Here is a 20,392-nt window from a genome sequence, read left to right as displayed (position 1 = left end):
CCTCTGCTAGTGAGATGACTTTTTGGACTGTCTCCCTTTATGGTTTTAGAGGACCATCTTCCATTAGGTTTGCACTACAAACGCATTCTATTTGGTCGTAATGAAGCGTGTCCTGGCCATTATCCTTGGTGGAGGTAAAGGGTCACGCCTTTATCCATTAACAAAAATGAGGGCAAAGCCTGCTGTTCCGCTAGCAGGTAAGTATCGCTTGATCGATATACCCATCAGCAACTGCATTAATTCAAACATTCACAAGATGTATGTATTAACTCAGTTCAATAGCGCTTCACTTAATAGGCATATTTCTCAGACATATAATCTAAGCTCACCATTCGCCCAAGGTTTTGTAGAAGTACTTGCAGCACAACAAACCCCAGAAAGTCCTTCTTGGTTCGAAGGCACTGCTGATGCAGTAAGAAAATATCAATGGATCTTTCAGGAATGGGATGTTGATGAATACTTGATCCTTTCTGGAGACCAGCTATATAGAATGGATTACAGTCAATTTGTTAATCATCACCGAACTACAGGTGCAGATCTTACTGTAGCCGCACTTCCTGTTGACTCTAGCCAAGCTGAAGCATTTGGTTTAATGAGAACAGATGGAGAAGGGAATATTAAAGAATTTAGAGAAAAACCAACAGGTGATTCCCTTAAGGCTATGGCTGTAGATACATCTAGGTTTGGTCTAACTGCTCAAAGCGCTAAAGAAAGGCCATACTTAGCATCTATGGGGATATATGTTTTTAGTAGAGCTACTCTTTTTGATCTTCTAAACAAACATCCGAATTATAAAGACTTTGGCAAGGAAGTTATACCCGAAGCTCTTAACCGTGGAGATGTATTGAAGAGTTATGTCTTCGATGATTATTGGGAGGATATAGGAACTATTGGCGCATTCTTTGAGTCAAATCTTGCACTTACTCAACAGCCAAAGCCCCCTTTTAGCTTTTATGATGAAAAATTTCCTATTTATACAAGAGCTAGATATTTGCCTCCATCAAAATTGGTAGATGCACAGATAACTGACTCTATTGTTGGTGAAGGATCCATTTTAAAGGCTTGTAGCATTCATCATTGTGTATTGGGCGTCAGAAGTCGAATAGAAAGTGATGTTGTACTTCAAGATACCCTAGTTATGGGTTCCGATTTTTACGAATCAGGAGAAGAGAGAATTGCCCTAAGATCTGGTGGGGGAATACCTCTGGGAGTCGGTCAAGGAACTACTGTAAAAAGAGCAATTCTTGATAAAAACGCCCGTATTGGTGAGAATGTTGCCATTGTCAATAAAGATAATGTAGAAGAAGCAGATCGCCCTGAAGAAGGTTTCTATATACGTAATGGCATTGTTGTTGTAGTAAAGAATGCAACCATCTCTGATGGAACAATAATTTGAAGATTGTTTTTTGGGTATATCAGCTCGATTTATTTAATTTGGGAGGCTTTATTCATTTTTGTATTTACAGATGGATGGTTCATTCCTGACATTTACCAAGAATAACCAGCAGATTCTCATTGCATTGGTCACACTATTCAAAGTAAAAAAATCTCTTATTCATGTCCAAGGCTCATTTTGGTTTAGTTGGTCTTGGCGTTATGGGAGAAAATCTCGTACTTAATGCTGAAAGGAATGGTTTCTCTAGTGTGGTTTATAACCGCACTTACTCCAAAACAGAGTCTTTCTTGCTCGGTCGTGGATTAGGAAAGTCGATATCAGGAGCAAAAGATCTTAAGGAATTAGTAAATAAATTAGAGCGCCCTAGAAGAATATTGATGATGGTTAAGGCTGGCCCTGCTACTGATGCTGTGATAAGTCAAATATCTCCTTATCTTGAGGAAGGTGACCTACTAATAGATGGTGGTAACGCACTTTTCTCAGACACAGAAAGACGAGTGGAAGAATTAGAAAGTAAGAGCTTTGGCTATATAGGAATGGGTGTTTCCGGAGGGGCAAAAGGAGCTTTAGAAGGGCCAAGCATGATGCCTGGAGGAACAAAATCTTCCTATGAATCAGTAGAGCAATTGCTAACTAAAATGGCAGCACAGGTTGATGATGGCCCTTGTGTTAGCTACATAGGCCCTGGTGGTTCAGGACATTTTGTCAAAACAGTCCACAACGGAATTGAATATGGTATCGAGCAGATACTCGCTGAGTCATATGACTTAATGAAAAGAATGTGTGGAATGACAGGTGATCAGATGGCTGACGTCTTTGCATATTGGAATAGCACAGAAGAACTGTCCTCTTATCTTGTTGAAATTACTGAAACTTGTCTTCGCACTAAAGATTCAGTTGACGGCACGGATCTTGTAGAAAAAATCATGGATAAAGCAGGGCAGAAAGGTACAGGACTCTGGACTGTAATTAGTGCTTTGGAGTTAGGTGCTTCCGTTCCTACAATTTATGCATCACTAAATGCACGAGTGATGAGTTCTCTTAAATCTCAAAGAGTATATGCATCGACTTTACTAAAAGAACCTTTAATTGGGAGTTATGAACTTGGCACTCCTTCAGATGGGATGTCTCCAATAATGGATGCAGTAGTATTGTCAACAATTGCTAGCTATGCACAGGGTATGGAGATAATGCGCATAGCTTCCCATGAATATAATTATGACCTACATATGCCTTCGATAGCTCAGATATGGAAAGGTGGTTGCATCATCCGTTCCAGGCTTCTAGTTCATATACAAAATGCTTTTCAAAAAGATCCTCAATTAAAAAACCTTTTATTAGATTCCTGGTTCCTCAATCAAGTTGACAAACGAATTGCTGGATTGGCAAAGGTGGTCTCATATGCATCACAGGCAGGTATACCAGTACCTTGCTTTAGTAGCACACTCGATTATATAAATAGCTATCGAACTTCGCGCTTGCCTCAAAACCTAGTTCAGGCTATGCGTGATTGTTTCGGCTCTCATACTTATGAACGGACAGATAAGGAGGGTTTTTTCCATACAGAATGGTTGAATTAATTAGACCCAATGGCTAGTTACAAAATTGATATTGCAGAGAATAAAGATCAAGCTGCTCAACTTGCAAGCCAACTTATCTGCAACCATATACGTTCTACTCTCACTCACAAAGAACGTTGTCAAATAGCACTTTCAGGAGGGTCAACTCCAGCTAAAGCTTATACTCTGCTAGGACGTGAACCTATCCCTTGGGACAGAGTAGATGTTTTCTTGGGCGATGAACGTTGGGTAGGATCTGATGATGAATCTAGCAATGCTCTTATGATTCGACGTACGCTTCTTGCTAGTCAACCAGGCTGCAACGCATCATTTTATCCAGTTCCAACTCTTGAATATCAAACACCTGAGGAGAGCTCTTTAGCTTTTATCAAGATTATTAAAACAATTTGCCAAGGTAATCCACCAGTTTTCGACTTGATTTTACTTGGACTTGGAGAGGATGGTCATACAGCTTCCTTATTCCCCGGTTCTCAAGCCTTAGCTGAAAAAAAATTATTTACTGCAGTTTCTGTAGGCAATGCTAGAAGGCGCATTACCCTAACGGCACCTGTTCTCTGTGCAGCTAACAAGGTTGTGTTCTTGGTCACTGGTCAATCTAAGCAAATTGCCCTTAAACGATTAGTTGACCCAACTGAACTACCCTCTAGAACTCCCGCAAAGCTGGTTCAACCAAATTCTGAAATACTCGTCCTTGCTGATGCTGATGCAGCTACACAGATTTAAATTACATCTTTTATGACTACTCTCTTGTGATGATTCCACCTGCTCGTCTAAGGTAGGGAAAGAGCTTTCTGTTATTTCAATAATCTCAATATCAGAAACATTTCCATTTAAAGAATGGACTCCTTTGAATGACACTATCATGGGGGGTATGAGCGACGCGTCATGTAGCTCAACTCCGGATGGTCTTTTAGTAAAAGGTTGCCTAGTAGAGGAAAATGGAGGCTTTGTAAGTTGTAGGTCTAGAATTCTATTTAAACCTATTGACTTGTCTATGTATGAAGGCATTCAGATTGAAATTGATGCAGAGGGTCAGACCCTTAAATTTGCAGTAAATTGTAACGACAGCTTTCTTCATGCCTCTTCTTTGTTTTTTGACCGTATTAGATGGGTCGCCGAGGTTAAAACGAAAAAGTCTGGTACTACACGAATTAATATTCCCTTTCACAATTTCCAGCCTACTTTTAGGTCAGAACCTTTGTCTTATAATCCGAAGTTTCGAACTGATGCGATTAATCAACTACAGTTATTATATTCAAAATTTGGTATGCCTGGTAAGCAGAACAATACTTTTATGCCCGGTCCTTTTAGAATCCTTTTGCGATCATTAAATGTCTACAACTGATACCTCTACTCATAATTTGCTGAACCAGGTAGCCAAGGCTGCTGATCTTTGCCTAATTCCTTGGAGACATTCTGTTGTTGACAAATCGTCTAATACCAACAACGGTAACTCGTCTTCTATTGATTTAATTTTACATATAGAAAATCGAAATATAGAAGGAGAACGCGTGCCAGAAGAAGATATTGATTTAGAAATTTTTAAAAGTGGTCTTGATTTAAGCATTACTTTGGCTTGGAGTTATTACGAACAAAGACCTATCCTTTGGCATGGTCAACATTCTGTTTGGATGGACGCTGGGACTGGTAAGCAGTGTGATGCTCCATCTTATAGTGCATCATTCGAGGCTTTTGTAAGGAGAGTTAGATCTCTCCTAATACCAGATGAAAACCATTAATATCATGGTTGATCAGTTACAGCACCCTTGCTTGAACTGCTAACTAAACGCGCATATTTACCTAGTATTCCAGTCTTATATTTAACTTCTGGTTTTTCCCATAAAGTCCTCCTTTTTGAGAGCTCCTTTTCATCTACTTCCAATTGAATCAACTTTTTGTGCGCGTCAACAGTAATCATGTCACCTTCTTTGACTAGGGCTATATTCCCTCCCACTGATGCTTCTGGTGCTATATGTCCCACTACCAAACCATAAGTACCACCGCTAAAACGTCCATCTGTTATTAGAGCAACCTTATCCCCTAGGCCTTGTCCAACTATGGCAGAGGTTGGTGCTAACATTTCTCTCATTCCGGGTCCTCCTACAGGGCCTTCGTTTCTAATAACTATTACATCTCCTTCTTGTATCTGTTCTTTTAAGATTGCGTCGAGACAGTCTTCTTCACTTTCAAATACTTTTGCTGGACCTTTCAACACTGGGGTCCTAATCCCACTTATTTTGGCTACGCATCCTTCGGTTGCGAGATTTCCTTTTAAGATTGCTAGATGTCCTTTTTTATATATTGGCTTTGTGATTGGAGATATCACATTTTGGTTCGCTGGTGGCTCTGAAGGGATATTTTTTAAGGACTCATCGATAGTTATACCTTCAATAGTTAAACAATCACCATGTAATAAGCCCGCATCTAAAAGCAGCTTCATTACCTGAGGTATTCCACCAGCTTTATGTAGATCTACAGTGACATATTTGCCACTTGGCTTTAAATCACAAATCACAGGTACCTTCTGTCGAATTCTTTCAAAATCATCTATGCATAAGTCCACTCCTGATGACCTAGCAATAGCTAATAAATGTAATACGGCATTTGTCGACCCGCCAACAGCCATGACTACGGCAATAGCATTTTCAAATGATTTCTTGGTTAGGAGGTCTAAAGGACGTATATTTTTTTCAATTGCATCTACCAGGACTTTGGCACTACGCTCAGCACTCTCTATTTTTTCCTTATCTTCAGCAGCCATTGTTGAGCTATAAGGCAAGCTTAATCCGAGCGTTTCTATTGCTGCGGACATGGTATTAGCTGTGAACATTCCTCCACAACTTCCTGCTCCAGGAATACAATTCTTTTCTACAGCAATAAGTTTATCTTCAGTAATCTTTCCACTTGTTAATTGCCCAACGGCTTCAAATGCACTTACTACTGTTAAATCACAACCGTCTAATTTCCCTGGTTTAATTGTCCCTCCATACACGAAAATTGCGGGTATATTCATTCTTGCCATGGCAATCATGGCTCCAGGCATATTTTTATCACATCCTCCTATTGCAAGAACACCGTCCATGCTTTGAGCATTACATGCTGTCTCTATTGAATCGGCTATAACCTCTCTTGAAACTAGTGAATATTTCATCCCTTCGGTCCCCATAGATATTCCATCGCTAACAGTTATTGTGCCAAACATTTGTGGCATAGCGCCTGATACTTTTGTTGAGGCTTCTGCGTGTAGGGCTAGGTTATTTAATCCAACATTGCATGGTGTAATTGTGCTGTACCCATTAGCAATACCAATTATTGGCTTGTTAAAATCATTATCATTAAATCCAACCGCTCGGAGCATAGCCCTATTTGGTGATCTCTGAATTCCTTGGGTGATTGCACTGGATCGAAGCATAATTGTTTTGATTTTCTGTTACTTATATTTTATTAAGCCTTTTATTCTTGCTCTCCAAGCTCTTCTAGTTGTCTTCGAACATCAGCTATAGCTGTATTTAATTGTTCCACTCTTTTCTCAAGGTTTTCATTTCTGTTTGTTCCTAGGTTGGAGGAGGAACTATCTAACGCTTCAGAACCATCTTGAATTCGAGGGGCATAGAGCATTGCTTTCTGCTTTCTTGCTTGTTGTCGTCTATCTGCTTCTGAGAAAAGCCATAAAGCAAGTCCTGCTGCTCCTAGTACAGCTCCACTTATCAAGGACCCCAAGGTGCTTGATGTTGACTCTCGATATCGATTCATAATAAATGTCATCTATGAACAGTCTAATGCTGCTCTGTCATTCGTGTATTAAGTCGCTCCAGTGGATTGCCAATTCCAGGAACCAATTCATTTGTTTCTGTTATCTCAGGATCAATACAAGCTGCATATATTGTGAGTTCAGGGAATAACTCTCCAATATCTTTAAGACCTTGACTTGAGGCTACAGCAGTAATAACTCTTATCTGTACTTGCTGTATTCCTTGCTCTTTAACTAACTTTAAGTTTGCCAATAGGCTTTTCCCAGTACAAATTTGATCCCAATAGAGAATTACGCCTGCAGTATTTTCTATAGAATTTGGAATTTTTCCTATGCATAAGGTCGAATTTGGGATCAGTTCCCTTGCGCCCTGCCAAAGCTCAAAACCTCCGGGCATATTTGGCAACACATAAATTGGAATGGCCTGATCAACGAGCAAGCCTTCAGTTTGCCCTCTCTTTGTAATAATTTTTTCTTTTTTGTATGGTATCCAGTCTCTTATTGCTTCGTAGCTCAACCATTTGCCAATCTGCGCTAAACCCGCTGCGTAGATAGGAGGAGGTGTTGATTCGATCCTTAGAATTGACAACCAATGACTTATCAAAGGGTGTGGAGGGATAACTACACGTAGTGTCATTGACATGATCTTTTGTGCTTATTTGCAATAACGTGAATAAATAAACTACTAGCTTTGTGCTCTATTTATCTTCTATGCCAATAAAAAAAATGCTTTTACGTCTTTTCAAAACCTTTGTTGTTGTCTTTTTGTTTATGAGCTTTTTTATCTCAGGTCAATTGGTATGGGCAAAACGACCACCTGAAATTCGAAATCAGGATGATTTAAATATTAGTCAAGACATGCACGCTCAAGACCTAAGTGGACGGGAATTTGTGAAATTTGATCTTCGTGGGATTAATTTCAAGGATAGTGACCTCAGTGGAGCAGTATTTAATAACAGTAATTTGACTAACGCTCAATTTAATGGGGCAGATATGCATGATTCCCTTGCTTATGCAACTAACTTTGAAAACACCGACTTATCAGATGCAAATTTGACAAATGCTCTTTTAATGGAAAGTACTTTCGTTAATACAAAGATTGATGGAGCCGATTTTACTGATGCGGTCTTAAGTCGGATACAACAAAAGCAACTTTGCTCTATCGCGAGTGGTACAAACTCAAATACAGGCATAGATACTGAATATAGTCTTGGTTGCTAATAAGTACTAGATCATCTGTTATGTCAAAACGTCTCCCTGTAACAGTTGTTACTGGCTTCTTAGGTTCAGGTAAAACGACTTTATTACGCTATCTTTTGCGAAATAGTAATTTAAGACTTGCTTTCATAATTAATGAGTTTGGAAGTGTTGGCCTTGACGGTGATCTCATTAAAAGTTGTGGGATTTGCCCAGAAGATGAAATTCAGGAACGTCTTGTTGAACTTAATAACGGATGTTTATGTTGCACTGTTCAAGAAGATTTTTTGCCCACAATGGAGGCATTGCTTTCAAAGTCAGATAGTTTAGATGGAATTATTGTCGAAACTAGTGGTCTTGCGTTGCCAAAGCCATTGCTTCAAGCACTCGACTGGCCAGAAATTCGTACAAGATTATTCGTAAATGGCCTTGTAACAATGGTGGACTCAGAAGCATTGTCTTTTGGATCCCCGGTAAGTGACTTACTTGCTTTGCAAAAACAGCGTGATGCAGATGACAGTATTGATCATTTAACTCCTGTTAACGAATTGTACGAAGACCAACTTAAAGTTGCCGATTTGGTTTTGCTTTCTCGATCAGATCTCTTGTCAAAGAATACTTTAGAAAGTATTAGATTAGAAACTTTAAAAAAGGTACGAGATGGTACTCCCATTTTACCTATCAGTAATGGTCAGATAGATCCTTCAATTATTCTTGGGATTAGAAATTCTGATTCCCTCCCGAATTTCTTTGATAATAAAAATAATCATGATGATCACTCGCATCTTGATGTTTTTAGTAATCATATTAGGTTAGAAACAGACATTGATATCTCTATTTTTCAGGAAAAAATAGCTCCATTAGTTTCTGAATTTCAAATTTTGAGATTAAAAGGGCGTATCTGGGTTAAAGGTAAAATCCTTCCTCTACAAGTTCAAATGGTTGGATCAAGATTTGATAGTTGGTTTGAGAAAGCTCCTAGTCAATCATGGCAACCTAAACAGTCTGGAATAGATATTGTCGTTTTAAGCCTCAAGGATGGAATAGAAGACTCTTTTACTAAAAGCCTTTCTCAATAGCTCCTCTTTTAAACAAAAATTGGAATTTATATTACTTTTTGCTTGCATAAACTTTCAAAACCTGTGAACCTTTATAAGAAAATTATTTTTCATTTAGCTCTCTCTGGATTCTCCTAATTGAACCTTTCTATAGCTAAAACCAAAGAAATTTCCGAAAACTTGGAAAATAGTTCAACTCTTAACTGGATTACCTGCTCAAATTGTGGTGGTAATGGTTATATGAAAACCAGTCCGAATTGCTATCACACTTGTCTACCTTGCCTAGGAAGGGGTCTTGTAGAAGACGATCGTTAGATAAAACTTCATTTTATTGATAAAACAAACTGAAGACCTATCTTTATCAATGACTCCCACAAGAAAATTTGGGAATCCATAAATTACTTTTTTATTTTCAGTAAGTGCCGAACTTTCAAGCAAAGGTATTTGTTAGCCTACGACCCTCAGTCTTAGACCCAGCAGGAGAAGCTGCTAAGTCTGCAGCAACAAGGCTTGGCCTTCAAGGGATTACAAGTATAAGAATAGGTAAAGCGATTGAGCTGAATATTTCTGCACCTTCTGAAGAGGAAGCTAGAAATACTGTTGAAACTATTAGCGATAGGCTACTGGCGAACCCTGTAATAGAAAATTGGAGCTTTGATCTTAATCAAATAGATCCTTCCATACCTGGCAAGAACTTATGACTATTGGCATTGTCGTTTTTCCAGGATCAAATTGTGATCGTGATGTTAAATGGGCTACAGAGGAATGCCTCGGCATACCAACAACTTTCCTTTGGCATGAGACAAGAGACTTGAGTCACCTTGACGCAATTGTTCTTCCTGGAGGCTTCAGTTATGGTGATTATCTAAGATGTGGAGCAATTGCCCGCTTTGCTCCTATTCTTGAGTCCCTACTTGAATTTGTAGATAATGGAGGAAAAGTATTAGGGATATGCAATGGCTTTCAAATACTCACTGAACTTGGAATATTACCTGGAGCATTAACTAGGAATCAAAACCTTCATTTTATATGTAATTCTATTGACTTATCGATTTCAAGTCATAGGACTGATTGGTTTGCGAAATACCAACTTGGTGAAAATATTAGACTTCCTATAGCTCATGGAGAAGGCCGTTACCATTGCAGCCAGGATGAAATAAAAAAACTAGAGGATGAAGATTCGATTGCTATTCGCTATAAAGAGAACCCTAATGGTTCAATAAATGACATAGCTGGTATTACCAATAAAAAAGGTAATGTTTTAGGAATGATGCCACATCCTGAAAGAGCAACAGACCCTGTTCTTGGCTGTATTGATGGAGCCAGAATTTTACAGAACTTGATTTCTAGCTAGTACTTATTTTATCAATGGCATTTATTTCTTAGTGAAGAGACTGAAGCAGTCAGCCCCTCACTATTTTCTCTATTAGGCAGTTACTGATGTTTTTGGCTCTAATGCTCCTTTCCCATAAAGGTCAGCATAGTAATTGGTGCTTTGTTGCTTGATTTTGCTTGCGTGACCTGCACACCAGAATTGTTGATAGCGGTCAAGGCAAACTTGTTTCATGTATTTACGTGCTGGCTTGTTGAAGTGTCTTGGGTCAAAATTAGTTGGATCTGCAGCCGCAGCCTCTCTTACAGCTGCAGTAAAAGCCAACCTATTATCAGTATCAATATTCACTTTTCTTACACCATTGCGTATACCCTCTTGAATTTCTTCTACTGGTACTCCATATGTTTCAGGAATTGCCCCTCCAAATTTGTTTATCATATCTAGCCATTCTTGAGGCACTGAACTAGAGCCATGCATCACTAGATGAGTGTTTGGAAGAGCTTTATGTATTTCAGCAATTCTGCTAATTGCTAATACTTCACCTGTTGGCTTTCTTGTGAATTTGTATGCTCCATGGCTTGTTCCAATAGCTATAGCCAGAGCATCAACTTTGGTTTTTTGAACAAAATCAGCAGCCTCCGCTGGGTCTGTAAGCAACATATCTTTTGATAGCTCACCTTCAAAACCATGGCCATCCTCAGCCTCACCTTTTCCAGTTTCTAATGATCCAAGGCATCCAAGCTCACCCTCAACACTGACTCCAACTGAGTGGGCAAAATCAACTACAGTCTTTGTTACTTGTACGTTGTAGTCATAACTTGCTGGTGTTTTTGCATCTGCTTCTAAGGAGCCATCCATCATCACTGATGTGAAACCATTTATTGCAGCTGAGTAACAAGTTGATGGCTCATTCCCATGGTCTTGATGCATTACTACTGGAATATTTGGATAAGTCTCTGTTGCAGCGATAATTAGATGTCGGAGAAATATCTCCCCTGCATAACTTCTTGCTCCACGAGATGCTTGCAAAATTACAGGGCTGTCAGTTTCTGATGCAGCTTCCATAATCGCCTGAACTTGTTCAAGGTTGTTCACATTGAAAGCGGGTATTCCATAGCCGTTTTCGGCTGCATGATCAAGAAGAAGTCTTAGTGGAACGAGAGCCATTTTGATTAAATGTTCAGATATAGACCCTGCCTGGAATCAGCCAAGGTCAAATTGACCAGGACTTTAGAAGATAAAGGTAGGAAATGTCACGCATTAAATAAATAAAGATCGTTCTTAGCTGCAAAAGTTATCTTTAATAAGTGTTCTGAATTCGCAGATCTTTATATTCGTCTCAAAATAATTCCTCACGAGACGAAGGTGAGATCCTTTTTGGCAAAGCTATTCTGATGGTTTTGAACTGCCTTTTGACCTGGAGATAAGAACCCTTTTTTGCACCTTTTATGAACTTCTGCCTAATTTTTAAGAAATTAGTGCCTTAAAGCACTTTCATATGAATAATCAACTTGCCATCCCTCGCCTTTCTACCAAACTTTTTTAAAAATTTAGTTAGAAAGAATTTTTTTCAATACTAACCAAACCAATAAAAAAATTAGGGATTATAGTCAGGAACTCATGTTATCTTACTATTCTATTTTCAACTTCTTAAGTACAGACTAAGTTTGTATAATCTGAACCTCAAATGAAATAATTTTCTTTAGTATTTGATTCTTAAGCAAAATCTGATCTTATTGGAAAGCAATCTAACCCTGTCAAATAATTATTAGATCAGGCTATTCATACTCATATCAATAGAATTTAGGTTGGATTCTATTATCTTGTCACATACTTTTTGGCTCTCTAGTCCTTCCATAAGGCCTGGTATAACTGGAGTTTTCATTTTAATACTTTCACACCACCGGTCATGTATCCTTTTAACTGGTGCTATACGCCCATCATCCCATGTTTTCGAAAAGCAGAACTTTTTTTTAGGTTGGACTGATTGGAGTTTCGTTTCATTGTTTGATAACCAGAGGCCAAAACCATGAACGTAGTCTTTCTGATTGTCACTGCCAAGTATTAGTGTCCCTTCGCTTCCGTAAACTTCTAGCCAAAACCCTCTTCCTTCTTTAGAAACTGCTGACAGAGTTACTTGTGCAGGAATTATGGACTGAATAGAATTAGATTTGAGTTGCAACTGAGCAAGACAGATATCCTCGCTAGTTACAGGTTTTAGTTCAGAACTATTGCTAGCTGGCCTCTCTTTTATAGATGTTGATAATAGACTGGTTACAGACGTCGTTGGCCCAAAGAACCAATGAAGAATGTCAAAAGCATGTGTTCCTAGGGCTCCAATTACACCTCCTCCTTTTTCTCTTTCTGAATACCAATTCCACTCTCTTTTCTTGTTTGCTCGACTACCCATTAACCAATCTAATTTTATAAGCCAGGGTGTTCCTATTGTATTGTTAGAAAGGAGTTCTTTTGCTTGTTGGAAATGTGGTACTGCCCTATATTCAAAGTCAACAGCAACAGTAAGTCCTTTAGATATAGCTAATTTTTGAAGGTTTATTATCTGTGAACTGTTTAGTGCTATTGGCTTTTCTAAAAACAAATGTTTACCAGCATTTAGAGCTTTGATAGCCAGCCCATAGCGTGGCTCGGGTGGTGTTGCAATTATTATTGCTTCTATATTTTTATCTTCAAGAAGTAAATCCCAATCAGTGTAGCCTGGGATACCATACTGTTCGCTTGCAATAGTTAAGCGATCAAGCCTAGGGTGCCATAGCGCAACTGGCAGCATTAAATCACTTTCATTTAAAGCCTTTAAGTGAACTTTCTCACCAAACCCTAAGCCAGCAATTGCAACCTTAATCTTATTCTTCGTGGATTCTTCTATAATCATTTTCTAACCGAATTTATTGCATGATTCCTCTATTATACTTTGTGTAAGACGATCATAAATTGATTCTTTCCAATAAGTTTTTTCTTGCCTTATCCCATCTATAACAATATCCTTATATCTTTTTCTTGAACAATCTATAGACATAGTGTAATATATCTCTCTTAACTTATTATTGTTATCATCCTCAGCTGGTAAATATTTAGTATTTACAGATATATAACCTTGGTGATCTTCCTTGATACTTAGGCTGTCCCACCATTGTCTTCCGTTTTTAGCGCTTTCCACTTCTACCCAGTCTGGACTTATCGCTTTTACTTTGACTACATTTAAATTAAAAATAAACAATGCTAATAGACATGGTATTAGGAAGGGAGAAAGTATTCTCTTGACTAAATTATTCATCTAGAAGCTTTTACTTTCTCTTTTCTCTATAGCCATGAAGCCTAAGTAGAACTCCTAATGTTTTCTTTAACTGGGTGCGAGGTATTATCTTGTCAACAAATCCATGGTCAAGCAGATATTCTGCTGTTTGAAAATTATCAGGTAACTTTTCTCTAAGAGTTTGCTCAATTACTCTTCTTCCAGCGAAACCTATTAATGCTTTAGGTTCTGCAAGGATTAAATCTCCAAGCATAGCAAAACTTGCTGTTACTCCACCTGTTGTTGGATGAGTAAGTAGAGGCATATATAGCAATTCAGCTTCTCGATGCCTTTCTAAGGCCCCTGAGATCTTTGCCATCTGCATTAGGCTTAGCATCCCTTCTTGCATTCGTGCCCCTCCAGAAGCGCAGACAATTAATAATGGAAGCTTTTGATTAGTTGCTTTCTCGATAAGCCTGGTGATTTTTTCACCAACTACAGATCCCATAGATCCACCCATAAAACGGAAATCCATAACGGCAAGTGCCAAAGGAATTTGCTCTACTTGGCATACACCTGTAGTCACACCATCTTTCATTCCTGTACTTGACTGACTTTCTCTTAATCGATCTGCATATGCTCTTCTGTCTTTAAAACCAAGTGGATCTACAGGACTTAGATGTTTGTCTGTACTTTTGAAGCTATTTTGATCCGCTATTAGCTTAATGCGTTCGTCACTATTTATTCGATTATGGTGACCGCAATTACTGCATACATTTGCATTCTCTAGGAGGTCTTTCCTATAAACAACTTGACTGCATTCCGGGCATTTGCCCCATAGGCCATCTGCTTCCTCTGCCTCTTGGATGACCTTCCCAACAAACTGGTCTTTTCTTCTAGCTGCAAACCAATCAAATAAAGACACAATAGTAAGCTTCTTTGATTAAATATATTTTGATTATCTTACATCTTTGCGTTTTAAAATTTCGACTTTACCATTAATCAAATATTTATTCGTTATTTTGCTTTGCTTTTTTCTTCTATCATTCTGTGAATTATAGGTGTAAGTATTAATTCCATTGCAAAACCCATTTTCCCTCCATTGACTACAATGCTTGTAGGACTTGACATGAATGATTCATTAATCATTCCAAGTAGATATTGAAAATCTATACCCCATTTTTCTCTAGCTCCTTTTCTGAAATGTATTATTACAAAACTCTCATCTGGAGTTGGGATATTTCTGCAAATAAAAGGGTTAGATGTATCTATCGTTGGTACACGTTGGAAGTTAATATCTGTACGGCTAAATTGTGGGCAAATATGATTTATATAATCTGGCATTCTTCTTAGAATAGTATCAACAATTGTTTCTGCTGAGTAACCTCTTTCTGCGTTATCTCTATGTATTTTTTGTATCCATTCTAAGTTTGTAATAGGTACTACTCCAACCAGAAGATCAGCGAGGGATGCAACGTCATAACCATCTCCAACTACACCACCATGTAGACCCTCGTAGAAGAGTACATCAGTTCCCGTTGGGATCTCTTCCCATGGCGTAAATTGCCCTGGACTTAGTTCAGTCCCTAGTCTGGCATTGTGTTCATCGGCTTCTTCTTGGCTGTGAAGGTAATATCTTTTTTTCCCACCTCCTGTTTGACCATATTCCTTGAATAATTCTTCCAGTTTGTCAAACAAGTTTGCCTCAGGTCCAAAATGAGAAAAGTTCTCTCCTTTTGCAAGCGCATCTGCCATCGCTTGTTTCATAGGGTTCCTTTCAAAGCGGTGATAACTATCCCCTTCCACAACTGCAGGTACTATTTCCTCACGAGCGAAGATATGCTCGAAGGCTCTTTTGACTGTGCTTGTTCCAGCTCCTGATGAACCAGTTACAGCTACTACTGGGTGACGCTTCGACATCGACGCTAAAGAGATTTACTTAATAATTTTCGCAGGTCGTCTGTCACTCTGATTATTTTTATTAGACAGTTATTGATCTTGTTATTTATGCAGCTGCAAGACTCATAAGAATTTGCTCCCCCATTTCCCTGCATCCAAGCACCTTTTTGCCATTAGTCATAAGATCTGATGTTCTATAACCATCTTTAAGGACCTTATCTATCGCATTCTCTAGGTCATCAGCTGCGTTGTTCTCTTTTAGACCAACCCTTAACATCATTGCTGCTGAAAGGACCATGGCCATTGGGTTGGCGATATCCTTATTTGCTATATCTGGAGCTGATCCATGAACTGGTTCAAAAAGTCCAGGACCTTCAAGTCGTAATGATGCGGAAGGAAGCATTCCAATTGAACCAGTCAACATAGCTGCTTCATCACTAATAATATCTCCAAACAGATTGCCAGTTAGAATTACATCAAATTGGTCTGGTTGTCTTATAAGTTGCATTGCTGCATTGTCTACATATAAATGATTTAATTCAACTTTTGGAAAGTTGTAGCTTAGTTCTATTACTCTTTCTCTCCATAATTGGCTTACATCTAAAACATTGGCTTTATCTATAGAACATAGTTTCTTTTTTCTATCGGTAGCAAGTTCAAATGCAACTCTGGCAATCCTATCTATTTCCATTGTTGAGTAGGTCATAGTATTAAAAGCTCTCTCACCATTCTCACTTTGTAATCTTCCTTTTGGTTGCCCAAAGTAGATGCCGCCTGTTAGTTCTCTTACCACAACAAGATCAACATTTTGGACTATCTCCTGCTTTAGAGAACTTTCACTAATTAGTGCTGGCCAGACTTTTACTGGCCTAATATTTGCAAATAATCCTAGACCTGATCTTAAATTAAGTAAACCAGACTCAGGCCTTTTTTCTCTGGGTAGAGCATCATATTTTGGGCTGCCTATTGCTGAAAGTAAGACAGCGTCACTGCTCTTACAGGCTTTTAAAGTTTCTTCTGGCAACGGATCATTATATTTATCTATAGCTGAACCACCTATTAGTTTTTGTTCATATTCAATTCCAAAGTTATATTTCTGAGCTACATAATCTATTGTTTTTGTTGCCACATCCATTATTTCTGGACCTATTCCGTCGCCTGGTAATAAAACAACATTGTATGTTTTCATCTTTAAGGATCAGTAAGGTAAATAATTTCTAAGAGATTAACCTCTATGTGATTTTGTCAGATCCCTTATTGATTTAGCAATTTCAGGGAGTTTTTTGAAATTTGCTGAACATCTCAGCCATAGCTTATTTGGCATGGCTGGGAAGCCACTTATGACCTCACCAGGAGATACATCTGCATGAACACCACATTTTGAACTCGCTATAACACCGTCCCCAATGGATACACGATTTCCTACACCAACCTGTCCAGCAAGAATTACTCCATCTCCTAATGAGGCTCCTCCTGCAATTCCTACTTGAGCTGCCATAGCGCAATTTCTTCCTGTTACGACACCATGGCCAATTTGAACAAGGTTATCAATTTTCGTACCTGAACCAATTCTTGTTTCGCCAACAGATGGTCTATCTATTGTGGATCCTGCTCCAACCTCCACATTATCTTCAATAACAACAATTCCTATTTGTGGCATTTTTCTCCAGCCATTTTTGCTTGGGATAAACCCAAAGCCTTCTGATCCAATAACAGCATTTGATTGAACAGTACAATTATTGCCGATATTTGTATTTTCATGGATTACAGCGTTTGCATGTAATTCACCCCTGATTCCTATCTGTACATTGTTGTAAATGACAACCCCAGGACTAATAACTGTTCCTTCTCCTATTTGACAGTAATCACCAACTGTTACATTTGCTCCAATTGAGACTTCCTTCCCAATCTTCACATTTTTTCCAATGACTGCAGTTTTATGAATTCCTATAAGAGGCTGTGATTGAGGATGAAGATACTCTAATGTTTCTGCAAAGGCTAATTTTGGATCTCTGAATGATGCCCAGGCAATCCCCCTGGAATTAGCTATATCTATCAATTGATTATTGTTAGGAAGCAATAAAGCAGAAGCATTTGTTGAACTCATGTGACTTAATAGATAACTATCATTCTCTAAAAAGCTAATTTCATCTGGATTAGCAATATCTATTGAAGATGCTTTAGTTATTTCCGGGTCATCTCCAAAATTAAAATCTTGAATATGTGCTTCTCCAATTTTCAGGAAGTCAATTAATTGGCTGAATTGCATGGTTTTTCGTATGAAAGATTTGACTAGAATTTCTACGTGAAGAGGTCGCTTGTCAAAACTAGGACATCTCTATGAATGACAACAGGTGAATTCTTATTATTTGTTGGATTATTAATTGAATTTCCTAGAGAATCACTACTTAATGAACTAATACCTCTAGCCAACTCTTTCCCTTTTGAGTTAATTAGTTTGACTGGTTGGTTGGCAGTAAACTCACCATGTATTTGCCTTATTCCTACAAGAAGAAGTGATGCTCCATTATTTTGGATTGCTTTACATGCACCTTCATCGACTTCTATAGCTCCCGCTGGATCTAAAGCATGTGCCAGCCAGCTTTTTCTATTTCCTATAGGTTTTGGACTTGGGTGAAATACCGTCCCACCTCTAGAGCCCTGAAGAATATTAGATAATGTTTCTGGTTTTCTTCCGTCTGCAAGATGAACTTTTATACCACTTTCAGTGGCTATTCTTGCTGCAACAAGTTTTGTCTTTATTCCTCCAGTACCCCAATTAGTTGGCTTTTGAATGGTCGATTCAATATCTTTTAATTGGTTTGGATTAAGAACATCTGTTATTGGCTTTGCTTCATTACTAACTTTTGGGTCTGTTGAATAAAGACGATCTATGTCGGTTAATAGAACTAATTGATCAGCATTAATGGCTGTAGAAACAAGCGCAGATAATGTATCATTATCCCCATATAGTAATTCCTCATTAGCTATTGCGTCATTTTCATTGACTATTGGAAGTACTCCCCAATCTAAAAGTCTTTTTAGAGTCATTGAGGCATTCCTATAACAATTACGTGAGCTAAAGTCCGAACGGGTTATTAAGATTTGAGCCACTTTGTACCCAAAAGTTGCCATATATTCTTGATATAAGTCCATAAGGTGTACTTGGCCAACAGACGCAGCAGCCTGTAGATCATTAATGTTATTAGGACGATCTTTAAAGCCAAGTTGAATACATCCCAGACCAACGGCTCCACTGGATACAATTATGTGTTGATCACCTCTGGCTTTAGATTCTGCTATACAGGAACAATAGTTATGGATTATTTTTTTTGTCGATAGCTTTTCTGTTCCTCTAAGTAAACTTGTCCCTATCTTTAATACCCAGAGTGTCATGATATTATTTTACCAAATACCTTTGCAATTTTCATTTCTAAATTTTGTAAATTAGTATCTTTAGACATCTCACCTTTATTGCCCATCGGCTTTACAAGTATTGTATAGATTCCAAGTCGGTTTCCAGCGAGAATATCTGTAAACAGTCTGTCTCCTACTATACCTATACTTCTTCTTGTGACTTCTAAATTCTTTATTACTTTGAGTATAGATGACCGTCTAGGCTTTAGTGCTCCATAAGTAAAGTCAATATCAATTTGTTGTGCAATAGTTTTAATTCTTTCTTTAGAAGGGTTATTGCTTACAAGATGTAAGTGAAAGTATTTTTTTGCTTCATCAACCCAGTCTATTACTGATTGATCTATCTTAGTCTCCTTCCCTCCTATAAGAGTTCCATCTACATCTAGTAGAAGTACCTTTATGTCTCTATCGGAAATTTCCTTTGGGGAGATCCTAGTAATAATAATTTCAGAATTCCAGTTTGGCTTTGGCCAATAATTAACCATATTATTAGTTATCTCTTTCTTCTAGCTCACTTTCAATTAATGGCTGAATTTTATCAAACTCATCCCCTTCTACCACAGTAGCTTGACCATCTTCAAGTTTACCAACTACAAAAAATGGGTCTAGTGGAATGTATAGCCCGTATTCTTCTTCTTCTACCTTAAAACTAACTAGCAATTCGTAAGTTTCTGATTCATCATCGAAATCTTTTTCCTCTAGCTCTTCAGGCTCTGGTTCTTCTAATTCACCAGAAACAGTTAGTGTTACAGCTGATCTTATAAGTCTTAGGTCATGTTCTTGTAGTACGACATCAGCAACTTCTAATACAGGTTCCTTTTTCTCTATTGTTTTAATGAGTTCAGGATCTCCTTCATCTAAAAGATGGAATAGACACACTGGTGTGTCAACAGGTGTTAGGAGAACATATTCAATATTATTAATTGGAACAATTTGTTCTAGAAAACATAAAAGCTCACTGTTATTACTGTCTCTTACTAATAGAGTTGGAACTTCACTGCTTTGTTGACTTTTTGAATCTGACATGAGTTTTTAGTATCCTAGGAAAAAATTAGTTGATTGAAGTTTGATTTTCAGTTTTTCAGAAATTCAAGCTCTGGACCTTCTGTTAGCCATTGCTCGAGAAGTAAAGCTGCTGCTGCGCTGTCAAGTTTCCCAGAGCGATCATTTTGAAGTTTGAATCTTTGGCCAGCCTCCCAGGTGCTGCTATGTTCGTTTACCCAGGCTAATGGCAAATTAAGCTCTTTTGCAATATTAATTCCATAGGTATAGCAATAGGATGATTGTTTAGTCTCTTTCCCCAAATCGCTAAGAGGCAAACCGATAATTATGCCCCTGACATCCCTTAAATCGCAAAGTTGCCTCAGCTGAGTAGCTTCATTATTGAATGTAGTTCTTTTTATTGCTTCTAGTTGGGTAATTGTTATACCAAGGGGGTCACAGCCTGCAATCCCTATGCGTCTTTTACCTACATCCAGACTTAGTACAGATTTTGATATAGCAGGCAACAC

Annotated in this window: 23 protein-coding genes; 9 read left to right on the top strand and 14 right to left on the bottom strand. The window is 38.2% G+C overall.

The window, feature by feature from the left end; genetic code table 11:
• Window positions 1-100: 100 nt before the first annotated feature.
• From P9211_RS04845 to P9211_RS04825, 5 genes are all read left to right on the top strand, one after another.
• A complete protein-coding gene (locus P9211_RS04845) occupies window positions 101-1,396 on the top strand; it encodes a glucose-1-phosphate adenylyltransferase (protein ID WP_012195545.1) in 1,296 nt (431 codons plus the stop codon).
• A 161-nt stretch (window positions 1,397-1,557) separates the two neighbouring features.
• Window positions 1,558-2,976, top strand: coding sequence for an NADP-dependent phosphogluconate dehydrogenase (gene gndA, locus P9211_RS04840; protein WP_012195544.1), 1,419 nt, complete (start codon window positions 1,558-1,560; stop codon window positions 2,974-2,976).
• A gap of 9 nt (window positions 2,977-2,985) precedes the next feature.
• Window positions 2,986-3,699: a 6-phosphogluconolactonase gene (gene pgl, locus P9211_RS04835; protein WP_012195543.1), complete on the top strand. Its 714-nt coding sequence runs from the start codon at window positions 2,986-2,988 to the stop codon at window positions 3,697-3,699.
• A 73-nt stretch (window positions 3,700-3,772) separates the two neighbouring features.
• The gene (locus tag P9211_RS04830) at window positions 3,773-4,321 is read left to right on the top strand and encodes a CIA30 family protein (protein ID WP_049750861.1); all 549 of its coding nucleotides are present in this window, start codon (window positions 3,773-3,775) and stop codon (window positions 4,319-4,321) included.
• Entirely contained in the window at window positions 4,308-4,715 is a 408-nt protein-coding gene (locus tag P9211_RS04825) for a hypothetical protein (RefSeq protein ID WP_012195541.1), read from the top strand. Before P9211_RS04830 ends, P9211_RS04825 begins: the two co-directional genes overlap by 14 nt.
• Window positions 4,716-4,717: 2 nt before the next feature.
• Here P9211_RS04825 and ilvD read toward each other — a convergent pair whose 3' ends face one another.
• From ilvD to P9211_RS04810, 3 genes are read right to left on the bottom strand one after another with little or no spacing between them, the layout of a single operon-like run.
• Window positions 4,718-6,388 (bottom strand): dihydroxy-acid dehydratase, encoded by a 1,671-nt coding sequence (ilvD, locus tag P9211_RS04820; protein WP_012195540.1) that lies wholly within the window; start codon window positions 6,386-6,388, stop codon window positions 4,718-4,720.
• 41 nt (window positions 6,389-6,429) lie between these two features.
• The gene (locus P9211_RS04815) at window positions 6,430-6,729 is read right to left on the bottom strand and encodes a hypothetical protein (protein ID WP_041391121.1); all 300 of its coding nucleotides are present in this window, start codon (window positions 6,727-6,729) and stop codon (window positions 6,430-6,432) included.
• Between the two features lie 23 nt (window positions 6,730-6,752).
• The gene (locus P9211_RS04810) at window positions 6,753-7,364 is read right to left on the bottom strand and encodes a uracil phosphoribosyltransferase (protein WP_225866188.1); all 612 of its coding nucleotides are present in this window, start codon (window positions 7,362-7,364) and stop codon (window positions 6,753-6,755) included.
• A gap of 89 nt (window positions 7,365-7,453) precedes the next feature.
• Here P9211_RS04810 and P9211_RS04805 point away from each other — a divergent pair, with 89 nt between their 5' ends.
• From P9211_RS04805 to purQ, 4 genes are all read left to right on the top strand, one after another.
• Window positions 7,454-7,948 (top strand): pentapeptide repeat-containing protein, encoded by a 495-nt coding sequence (locus P9211_RS04805; RefSeq protein WP_225866187.1) that lies wholly within the window; start codon window positions 7,454-7,456, stop codon window positions 7,946-7,948.
• A 20-nt stretch (window positions 7,949-7,968) separates the two neighbouring features.
• Window positions 7,969-9,003, top strand: coding sequence for a cobalamin biosynthesis protein CobW (gene cobW / locus P9211_RS04800; protein WP_012195536.1), 1,035 nt, complete (start codon window positions 7,969-7,971; stop codon window positions 9,001-9,003).
• Window positions 9,004-9,401: 398 nt separating this feature from the next.
• Window positions 9,402-9,683, top strand: a complete 282-nt coding sequence (gene purS / locus P9211_RS04795) for a phosphoribosylformylglycinamidine synthase subunit PurS (protein WP_012195534.1) — start codon at window positions 9,402-9,404, stop codon at window positions 9,681-9,683.
• A complete protein-coding gene (gene purQ / locus P9211_RS04790) occupies window positions 9,680-10,336 on the top strand; it encodes a phosphoribosylformylglycinamidine synthase subunit PurQ (protein ID WP_012195533.1) in 657 nt (218 codons plus the stop codon). The genes purS and purQ overlap by 4 nt, the downstream gene beginning before the upstream one ends.
• Window positions 10,337-10,408: 72 nt before the next feature.
• On the opposite strand, the gene fba is transcribed toward purQ, so the two are convergent.
• From fba to ruvX, 11 genes are all read right to left on the bottom strand, one after another.
• Window positions 10,409-11,482 (bottom strand): class II fructose-bisphosphate aldolase, encoded by a 1,074-nt coding sequence (gene fba / locus P9211_RS04785; protein WP_012195532.1) that lies wholly within the window; start codon window positions 11,480-11,482, stop codon window positions 10,409-10,411.
• A gap of 601 nt (window positions 11,483-12,083) precedes the next feature.
• Window positions 12,084-13,205, bottom strand: coding sequence for a Gfo/Idh/MocA family protein (locus P9211_RS04780; RefSeq protein ID WP_012195531.1), 1,122 nt, complete (start codon window positions 13,203-13,205; stop codon window positions 12,084-12,086).
• 3 nt (window positions 13,206-13,208) lie between these two features.
• A complete protein-coding gene (locus P9211_RS04775) occupies window positions 13,209-13,607 on the bottom strand; it encodes a hypothetical protein (RefSeq protein WP_012195530.1) in 399 nt (132 codons plus the stop codon).
• Window positions 13,608-13,617: 10 nt separating this feature from the next.
• Window positions 13,618-14,490 carry an acetyl-CoA carboxylase, carboxyltransferase subunit beta gene (accD, locus tag P9211_RS04770; RefSeq protein ID WP_012195529.1) on the bottom strand — a complete coding sequence of 291 codons (873 nt, stop codon included), beginning with the start codon at window positions 14,488-14,490 and terminating at the stop codon, window positions 13,618-13,620.
• A gap of 92 nt (window positions 14,491-14,582) precedes the next feature.
• On the bottom strand, window positions 14,583-15,485 hold the full coding sequence (locus P9211_RS04765; protein WP_012195528.1) for a phosphoribulokinase: 903 nt from the start codon (window positions 15,483-15,485) through the stop codon (window positions 14,583-14,585).
• A gap of 85 nt (window positions 15,486-15,570) precedes the next feature.
• Complete coding sequence (gene leuB / locus P9211_RS04760) at window positions 15,571-16,653, bottom strand: 3-isopropylmalate dehydrogenase (RefSeq protein WP_012195527.1); 1,083 nt, start codon at window positions 16,651-16,653, stop codon at window positions 15,571-15,573.
• Window positions 16,654-16,689: 36 nt separating this feature from the next.
• Window positions 16,690-17,733, bottom strand: a complete 1,044-nt coding sequence (gene lpxD / locus P9211_RS04755; protein ID WP_012195526.1) for a UDP-3-O-(3-hydroxymyristoyl)glucosamine N-acyltransferase — start codon at window positions 17,731-17,733, stop codon at window positions 16,690-16,692.
• 32 nt (window positions 17,734-17,765) lie between these two features.
• Window positions 17,766-18,860, bottom strand: coding sequence for a glutamate 5-kinase (gene proB, locus P9211_RS04750; RefSeq protein WP_012195525.1), 1,095 nt, complete (start codon window positions 18,858-18,860; stop codon window positions 17,766-17,768).
• Window positions 18,857-19,366, bottom strand: coding sequence for a YqeG family HAD IIIA-type phosphatase (locus tag P9211_RS04745; protein ID WP_012195524.1), 510 nt, complete (start codon window positions 19,364-19,366; stop codon window positions 18,857-18,859). Before P9211_RS04745 ends, proB begins: the two co-directional genes overlap by 4 nt.
• A gap of 4 nt (window positions 19,367-19,370) precedes the next feature.
• Complete coding sequence (locus tag P9211_RS04740; protein WP_012195523.1) at window positions 19,371-19,907, bottom strand: DUF3727 domain-containing protein; 537 nt, start codon at window positions 19,905-19,907, stop codon at window positions 19,371-19,373.
• Between the two features lie 47 nt (window positions 19,908-19,954).
• Window positions 19,955-20,392: a Holliday junction resolvase RuvX gene (gene ruvX, locus P9211_RS04735; protein WP_012195522.1), complete on the bottom strand. Its 438-nt coding sequence runs from the start codon at window positions 20,390-20,392 to the stop codon at window positions 19,955-19,957.

Source organism: Prochlorococcus marinus str. MIT 9211, from assembly GCF_000018585.1.
Classification (GTDB): domain Bacteria; phylum Cyanobacteriota; class Cyanobacteriia; order PCC-6307; family Cyanobiaceae; genus Prochlorococcus_D; species Prochlorococcus_D marinus_B.
This window is presented reverse-complemented; position numbering and strand designations above follow the sequence as displayed.

What these genes read in the sequence shown, in the direction of transcription:
- P9211_RS04825 (WP_012195541.1), top strand. Translation starts at nt 4,308, where the DNA reads ATGTCTACAACTGATACCTCTACTCATAATTTGCTGAACCAGGTAGCC.
- P9211_RS04775 (WP_012195530.1), bottom strand. Translation starts at nt 13,607, where the DNA reads ATGAATAATTTAGTCAAGAGAATACTTTCTCCCTTCCTAATACCATGT.
- P9211_RS04780 (WP_012195531.1), bottom strand. Translation starts at nt 13,205, where the DNA reads ATGATTATAGAAGAATCCACGAAGAATAAGATTAAGGTTGCAATTGCT.
- P9211_RS04815 (WP_041391121.1), bottom strand. Translation starts at nt 6,729, where the DNA reads ATGAATCGATATCGAGAGTCAACATCAAGCACCTTGGGGTCCTTGATA.
- proB (WP_012195525.1), bottom strand. Translation starts at nt 18,860, where the DNA reads ATGACACTCTGGGTATTAAAGATAGGGACAAGTTTACTTAGAGGAACA.
- pgl (WP_012195543.1), top strand. Translation starts at nt 2,986, where the DNA reads ATGGCTAGTTACAAAATTGATATTGCAGAGAATAAAGATCAAGCTGCT.
- purQ (WP_012195533.1), top strand. Translation starts at nt 9,680, where the DNA reads ATGACTATTGGCATTGTCGTTTTTCCAGGATCAAATTGTGATCGTGAT.
- cobW (WP_012195536.1), top strand. Translation starts at nt 7,969, where the DNA reads ATGTCAAAACGTCTCCCTGTAACAGTTGTTACTGGCTTCTTAGGTTCA.
- P9211_RS04765 (WP_012195528.1), bottom strand. Translation starts at nt 15,485, where the DNA reads ATGTCGAAGCGTCACCCAGTAGTAGCTGTAACTGGTTCATCAGGAGCT.
- P9211_RS04745 (WP_012195524.1), bottom strand. Translation starts at nt 19,366, where the DNA reads ATGGTTAATTATTGGCCAAAGCCAAACTGGAATTCTGAAATTATTATT.
- P9211_RS04805 (WP_225866187.1), top strand. Translation starts at nt 7,454, where the DNA reads ATGCTTTTACGTCTTTTCAAAACCTTTGTTGTTGTCTTTTTGTTTATG.
- fba (WP_012195532.1), bottom strand. Translation starts at nt 11,482, where the DNA reads ATGGCTCTCGTTCCACTAAGACTTCTTCTTGATCATGCAGCCGAAAAC.
- P9211_RS04740 (WP_012195523.1), bottom strand. Translation starts at nt 19,907, where the DNA reads ATGTCAGATTCAAAAAGTCAACAAAGCAGTGAAGTTCCAACTCTATTA.
- lpxD (WP_012195526.1), bottom strand. Translation starts at nt 17,733, where the DNA reads ATGCAATTCAGCCAATTAATTGACTTCCTGAAAATTGGAGAAGCACAT.
- P9211_RS04810 (WP_225866188.1), bottom strand. Translation starts at nt 7,364, where the DNA reads ATGACACTACGTGTAGTTATCCCTCCACACCCTTTGATAAGTCATTGG.
- leuB (WP_012195527.1), bottom strand. Translation starts at nt 16,653, where the DNA reads ATGAAAACATACAATGTTGTTTTATTACCAGGCGACGGAATAGGTCCA.
- P9211_RS04845 (WP_012195545.1), top strand. Translation starts at nt 101, where the DNA reads ATGAAGCGTGTCCTGGCCATTATCCTTGGTGGAGGTAAAGGGTCACGC.
- ilvD (WP_012195540.1), bottom strand. Translation starts at nt 6,388, where the DNA reads ATGCTTCGATCCAGTGCAATCACCCAAGGAATTCAGAGATCACCAAAT.
- gndA (WP_012195544.1), top strand. Translation starts at nt 1,558, where the DNA reads ATGTCCAAGGCTCATTTTGGTTTAGTTGGTCTTGGCGTTATGGGAGAA.